The sequence below is a fragment of the Candidatus Nitrotoga fabula genome (assembly GCF_905221025.1).
Classification (GTDB): domain Bacteria; phylum Pseudomonadota; class Gammaproteobacteria; order Burkholderiales; family Gallionellaceae; genus Nitrotoga; species Nitrotoga fabula.
On record NZ_CAJNBL010000032.1, the window covers coordinates 1 to 6,402 of the forward strand.

A 6,402-nucleotide genomic window follows, 5' to 3' on the forward strand; every position below is an offset into this window, starting at 1 on the left:
CCGTGCCCGTGCGGAAGCAGAAGCAAAAGCCAAAGCGAGAGCAGAGGCGGAAGCCAGAGTGAGGGCAGAAGCAGAAGCGAAAGCCAAAGCGAGAGCGGAAGCGGAAGCCAGGGCGAGAGCAGAAGCGGAAGCCAGGGCGAGAGCAGAAGCGGAAGCTAGGGCGAGAGCGGAAGCCAGGGCGAGAGCAGAAGCTGAAGCCAGAGCGAGGGCAGAAGCAGAGGCTAAAGCGAGAGCAGAAGCAGAGGCTAAAGCGAGAGCAGAAGCCGAAGCTGCCCGACGCAAGGCGGAACAGGAGGTGAAGCTGGCCAAGGAAAAAGCCGAGGCAGAAGAAGTGGTATTCAAGGCATTGTATAATCAGAAGAATGCCCGGCCGTCCTACCCGCTCGCGGCGCGCCGCATGGGTTTGCAAGGTAAGGTGTTGTTGAATGTGGAAGTGCTGGCGGATGGTTCCTGCGGTAGAATAAATATCGCCCAGAGCAGCGGCCACCGCATACTGGATCAGAATGCATTGGATACCGTGAAAACCTGGGAGTTTATTCCTGCCCGGCAGGCAGGTGTGGCGATCAGCAGGTGGTATCAGGTTCCAATCGTTTTTTCTTTGAAAGACAACTAGAGATGAACAAGAAGGACAATCAAATATGAGCGGTTTATTTTCCGTTGATTCGGCTGTAGTAAGTGGCACACTGGTACTCCTTCTTACCTTATCCGTAGTTACCTGGACCATTGCTCTGCTGAAATTGTGGCGGCAGCTGAGAAGCGACAAATCGAATCGCGTTTTCAGTGAAGTTTTCTGGGCGGCGCGCGACTGGCAGGCCGCAGCCGAGGTGGCACAGCAGGGTTCGAGTGACTTGGCGCGGATGGCGCAGGCAGGATTTACCGAAGTAAAAAATTTAAATTCCGAACAGCATGACCTGAAACATGTCGGTGCGCCGCAAGACGTGCTGGAGCGCATGCTGCGCCAGCAGGTTGAAAACATGCAACGCTATAACGAGCGTGGGCTGGCTGAACTGGCCACGATTGGGTCAACTTCTCCCTTCGTCGGCTTGTTCGGTACGGTATGGGGTATCATGCACGCCCTGGAGGAAATTGGTGAAACCGGCACCGCCAGTCTGGATGTGGTTGCCGGGCCGATAGGAGAAGCCCTGATTGCGACCGCCATCGGTATTGCCACTGCACTTCCTGCTGTGCTGGCGTATAACTATTTCTTGCGCCGCCTGCGCGTGCAGGTAACCGAATTCGAGAATTTCGCACACGATTTTGTGCGGTTGGCGCTTAAGCATAATTTTAAACTGTGAGATTATCATGGCAATGAGCAATTCTTCACAGTCAGGGATGATGAGTGAGATCAACGTGACGCCGCTGGTAGACGTTATGCTGGTGTTGCTGGTGGTATTCATCGTTACCGCGCCATTACTTACGCCACAGTCGCTCAAGGTCAATGTGCCCACGACCAAAGCGGTAGCGGCTAGCGATGAGAAAAAACTGTTGCCGTCCCACCTGGTTGTCGATGAAAAAGGAAACGCATTACTGGACAGCGTTTCGGTGACAGACACGCAACTGGCCGATATTTTAAAACAGAAGGCGGTGGATCCGCTGTTTATCATGAAAATTGAGGCAGACAAGACAGTCCCTTATGGGCGTGTCGCAGAACTCATGGCAATTGCGCAACATGCCGGGGTAACCAGTCTGTCGTTTGTGACTATAAGTGGCCGCTAGCCTGAATTGTCGGTCCGGTAGCGGTTATAACGCAGCACCGTAATCGTGAATTGCGGGATTTCCGGGGACAGGTTGCAGGAATCTGGCTGCTGAATTCCCTGCAATGTGTCAGAGATTGTCTCTGTTTTTGGCAGCCGTAAATTTGCTTGAAGGCAAAAGTCAGGGCGTGAATGGACACTTCCTGCATTTTTGACAAGCGGATGGATCAGTATTTTTGTTAAAGCAGCATTCCAGAGAATGCGCCAGACAGGTTGCCGACCTGCGGCAGGCAATAAAGGGGATGCCCTCGGCCTGGGCCAGATTGCGGAAATGACGCATGACATTATGGCCGAGGAAATCAGTGAACAGTATCAGCAGATCGGTATTCCGCGGCAGCCCGTGGGATTTGCGCTGGTCGGATGCATGACGCCCGGTGACATGCTGCGTGATGCTGATATCCCAGTCGGAAAGCAGCTTGGGAATATTTCCCAGGCGGTCTGCACCTACTAGCATTGCATTCATATTTCTCCCCTGTCATTTCATCAAAAACTGTTTCAGCACTCGTTGTATGGTTCACGGAATGATCCGTTGGCCTCCAGTCCAGGTTGAACGGCATGCAGCCATGTCTGCCGAATTTATGTGGAATAATAATTGTTATCATTTAATGTGTCAACTTATTTGATATTGATTCTTATTTATAATCCTGTTTTGGAATCTTGTTTCCATTAAATCAGGGGAAGGATGCATTCAGCCTGCCTTAAAAGATACAGAGTCGGATAGGGAATAGAGGGGAAGTCGTGCCGGTGAATCGAGTAAGTGCTACGGCGCAGAATGCGTCCTGGGATTCAGTATTTTCAGAGGGGAAGGGCTGATGCAGCGAATTCCCGTGCATCTCGGACGGGTTTTTTCCGGGTGGAATCCAACCTGGTTCCGGCCCATAGCCGGAGCGGATTTTTGAGTAAAAAGTCATTCCGGGAAGAGTGGATATAGCCGGCAATAAACTGAATTTATTGATGTTGCCCGAACGGACAATTCCCTTGGAAATTGTTGACATGGTTAATACAAATCAATATCATTCAAAACTATGCTTGCAAAAGCTAACGTCATTAATAAATATAAAAATTTTGCTTTTTTTGTCTGCCGGCATGAACAGTTATCTAAGGCGGGTCAATTGAATTATTAATCAGAGGGAGCGTTGATGAACTGTAAAACGAACAAACCGCAAGGCTACGCCAGTCCCATGGTCAGGTCAAAACTGGCGCTGGCGGTAGCAGTGACACTGAATTTCCCGGCGTGGGTACAGGCGGAGATGATTGATCTGCCCCGTATTGAGGCCAGTGCCCAGGAAGAACAGAAGCGCACTGGTACATCGGGTGCAAATGCCGGCGGCGATACGAAAAAAGAATTTGAATTACCACGCATCGATGTGGTTGGAACAAACGACAAAGAAGAAATCAAAAAACTGCCCGGTGCAGTTGCCGTGATCAAAAAAGAGCAGCTGCAGCTCATGCAGCCGCTGTCCACCCAGGACGCGCTGAAAACCGTTCCTGGTGTGGTAATCCGTGAAGAAGAAGGAATGGGTTTCATTCCAAATATCGGTATGCGCGGGCTGGACCCGAACCGGAGCCAGAAACTCCTGGTTCTCGAAGACGGTGTACCCGTGGCTCCTGGCCTTTTTCTGGCAAATGAATCCTATTACAGCCCGCGGATCGAACGCATGGAAGGGATCGAAGTGCTGAAGGGCGCTGCCGGGTTGCGCTATGGCCCGACGACGATAGGGGGGGTCATCAATTACAAGACCAAGGCGCCTGAAGATGGCATGAGGGTAACCACCAGAGCCGGGTCGCACGGTTTCTACCAGCTCGGAATCGATGCCGGCGGGCGTTCCGCCTCGGGTGATGCAGTCGGGGGTGTCAGCGCCATCACGTCAGGAGGCGATGGTTACCGGCACAACGGTTTCAAGATGAATGACATCGTGGCAAAGGGCGGGATGGCAATAGGTGACAACCAGTGGGTCGGTGTCAAATTTTCACACTATGACAACGAAGTCAATACGTCTTATGTCGGCCTGCGCCCGAATGAATACCGGACCGATCCGACTAAAAATCCGGCGCCGGAAGACTGGTTCCTGACGGATCGTAACGCATTTGACGTCAATCACGAGCTGGAAATCAACCGCGACATGAAACTGAAGACTGTCGTGTACTGGAGCCAGCTGAATCGTGATTTCTGGCGCCGGGATGTCCAATCGCGAAGCGCGGACGGCACGACTTTTGTGCCATGTACCGGCACGGCCAACTGTATGACAGGACGGAACCGGGCCTTTGAAATGGCAGGTGTGGATTCCCGTCTGCATATCAACCATAACGGATTTGGTATCAAGAACGAATCAGAAATCGGTATCCGTTTGCACAGCGATTCCCTGAAAAATAAAACCATCGCTTCCAAAACCAATCCGAATGCTCGCTCCGGTGAGTTGATTGGCGATGATACCCAAAAAGCCGAAGGTCTTGCTTTTTACGGCCAGAATCGATTCATCTTTACCGACAAGGTTGCGGCAACGCTCGGTTTGCGTATTGAATCCTACGATCAGAGCCGCATGAACGAGCTGAACGGCGCCTATGGGAAAACCCGCAACACCGAAATCATGCCTGGCGTAGGCCTGACCTGGCAGGTGCATCCCCAGGCGCAGCTGTTTGCCGGAGCGTATGAGGGGTTCTCTCCGGCAATGGTGGCGACTGCGATCAGTTCATCCGGCAAGGATGAGAAGCTGGAAGCGGAACGCTCCAAGAACTTCGAATTCGGGGTGCGTGGCGCAATGGACCGCTTCACTTATGAGGCAACTGCCTTCCAGATGGACTTCACCAACCAGATCATACCGCAAACTCAATCCGGAGGTGTCGGGGCGACCGTGACGAACGCAGGGGAAACTCTGAACCGTGGTCTGGAAGGAGGAGTGGGGTACCTCATTACGTCAAACTGGAGCGTGAATGCGAATGCAACGTACCTTCCTACAGCGAAGTTCGATAGTACTAAAATCATCGATGGCATAGACCGCAATGGCAACCGTCTGCCCTATGCACCAAAATGGGTCTCGAACGTAGCCTTGAACTATCAATCCGGCGGCTTCAGGACGGGTCTGGCTGCCTATTACTTGTCGGAGCAGTTCGCAGATCCGGAAAATACGGTTTCCCAGAGTACAGATGGCCGTCGTGGCGTAATCCCTGCGTACACGACCTTTAACCTGAACGCGCATTATGTTCTGAACAAACACTGGAGTATGTTCGGCACCATCCGCAATCTGTTTGACCGGCAATACATCGCCAGTCGCAATCCGGATGGGATCTTCCCCGGCATAGAGCGTAATTTCCAGGCCGGAGTCAGCTACAAGTTCTAGCGTTCTGCAACCTGGCGGCCTGAAGCTTCAGGCCGCGAGTCTCAATCTTGAAGCCAGTTTTTCCATTCAACGGAAAGCTGGCTTTTTTATGGTGGTTTCGGGGAAATTGCCTGAGTGGTGCTGCTAACGTGCTCTATGTAGCGTTCATTATTCATATTTCTAACTTTCGGTTGTGGAACCTCAGGTAGTGATTCCAAACAAAAATCCAGTGCCGGCGGTCAGCGCCATGGCCAGGGCGCCCCAGAATGTCACGCGAGCAGCGGCAGTCCATACCGGGGCGCCGCCAGCACGTGCGGCTATCGAGCCTAGCAGTGCAAGAAACAGGAGTGAACAGCCGGAAACGGACCATATGAGTGCGGGCTGCGGCATCACGAGTACAACTGCAAGAGGCAGCATGGCGCCAATCGTAAAAGACGCAGCCGAGGCCAGTGCCGCGTGGACTGGGTGTGCAGCAGTTGTGCCGGATATGCCCAGTTCGTCTCGCGCATGTGCATCGATTGCATTATGCGCCATCAGCTGCGCAGCGACCCTGGAGGCTAGCTCGGCATCCAGTCCGCGCCGGATATAAATCCCTGTCAATTCTTCATGTTCATGCACTGGGTTTGCGGCCAGTTCTTGGCGTTCCCACTCTAGGTCGGCATGTTCGGTATCTGCTTGTGAACTGACAGAAACATATTCGCCGGCAGCCATAGACATGGCACCGGCCACCAGTCCGGCAACTCCCACCATCAAAATTTTCTCTGGGCTGGTTTCGGCAGCCGCCACTCCCACCACCAGGCTGGCAGTGGACACGATCCCGTCATTTGCCCCAAGGACGGCTGCGCGAAGCCAGCCACTTCTATGGATCCTGTGTGCCTCAACGTGTTTCAAGATGTTCATTTCTTATCAACAGAATCCAGGCCAATGTAATTGAATATACAGGGGTATTTCTGTGCCTGGTGTTTCAGTTTCCATCAATGGGTTTGTTGGACTGAATTTTAACCGTTGGACGACACATGCGTCTGAAAAAACGACGCATGTGGCTGGAATAAGTGACGCACGACATTGAAAATCTGAATGATGGATACAACAGCTCGCGATTTTTCAGCAAATAATATTGCTTCGGCCTCATGAAGTCTCAACCGGCGGCATATTTGACCCTTGGATCCTGAAAGAAGCTCATCACCCGCTCGGGTGATTTCTCTAACATGGCCATGTGCTCGTTGGCCGCATCGCGCAGCTTGGCCTTGGTCCTGACTGGTACCCGCTTGCCCATCGCCTGCTTGAGATCGGCATTCAACCTCTCTTCGGGGTTGAGTTCCGGGCTGTAA

At 52.6% G+C, this 6,402-nt stretch carries 6 protein-coding genes and 1 pseudogene; 4 read left to right on the forward strand and 3 right to left on the reverse strand.

Translation table 11 applies throughout. The features are described 5' to 3' along the window. The 3 genes from KJA68_RS07855 to KJA68_RS07865 all read left to right on the forward strand — a co-directional run. A partial coding sequence (locus tag KJA68_RS07855) for an energy transducer TonB (protein ID WP_213036391.1) occupies window positions 1-613 on the forward strand: 613 nt, incomplete at its 5' end. A gap of 25 nt (window positions 614-638) precedes the next feature. Next, window positions 639-1,295, forward strand: coding sequence for a MotA/TolQ/ExbB proton channel family protein (locus KJA68_RS07860; protein WP_213036392.1), 657 nt, complete (start codon window positions 639-641; stop codon window positions 1,293-1,295). A 7-nt stretch (window positions 1,296-1,302) separates the two neighbouring features. After that, a complete protein-coding gene (locus tag KJA68_RS07865; RefSeq protein WP_213036393.1) occupies window positions 1,303-1,716 on the forward strand; it encodes an ExbD/TolR family protein in 414 nt (137 codons plus the stop codon). Window positions 1,717-1,875: 159 nt separating this feature from the next. Here the strand turns inward: KJA68_RS07865 and KJA68_RS07870 are convergent, their stop codons facing one another. Continuing rightward, complete coding sequence (locus KJA68_RS07870) at window positions 1,876-2,217, reverse strand: DUF2325 domain-containing protein (protein WP_213036394.1); 342 nt, start codon at window positions 2,215-2,217, stop codon at window positions 1,876-1,878. Window positions 2,218-2,893: 676 nt separating this feature from the next. Here KJA68_RS07870 and KJA68_RS07875 point away from each other — a divergent pair. Continuing rightward, window positions 2,894-5,092: a TonB-dependent receptor family protein gene (locus KJA68_RS07875; RefSeq protein ID WP_213036395.1), complete on the forward strand. Its 2,199-nt coding sequence runs from the start codon at window positions 2,894-2,896 to the stop codon at window positions 5,090-5,092. 180 nt (window positions 5,093-5,272) lie between these two features. Here KJA68_RS07875 and KJA68_RS07880 read toward each other — a convergent pair whose 3' ends face one another. Together KJA68_RS07880 and KJA68_RS07885 are read right to left on the reverse strand one after the other, a co-directional pair. Next, a complete protein-coding gene (locus tag KJA68_RS07880) occupies window positions 5,273-5,962 on the reverse strand; it encodes a VIT1/CCC1 transporter family protein (RefSeq protein ID WP_213036396.1) in 690 nt (229 codons plus the stop codon). Between the two features lie 247 nt (window positions 5,963-6,209). Beyond that, window positions 6,210-6,402 (reverse strand): annotated as a pseudogene (locus tag KJA68_RS07885) (IS630 family transposase); the annotation flags it as partial.

Excerpts from the sequence above, each read along its gene's own strand:
- KJA68_RS07860 (WP_213036392.1), top strand. The coding sequence starts at position 639 with ATGAGCGGTTTATTTTCCGTTGATTCGGCTGTAGTAAGTGGCACACTG.
- KJA68_RS07865 (WP_213036393.1), top strand. The coding sequence starts at position 1,303 with ATGGCAATGAGCAATTCTTCACAGTCAGGGATGATGAGTGAGATCAAC.
- KJA68_RS07870 (WP_213036394.1), bottom strand. The coding sequence starts at position 2,217 with ATGAATGCAATGCTAGTAGGTGCAGACCGCCTGGGAAATATTCCCAAG.
- KJA68_RS07875 (WP_213036395.1), top strand. The coding sequence starts at position 2,894 with ATGAACTGTAAAACGAACAAACCGCAAGGCTACGCCAGTCCCATGGTC.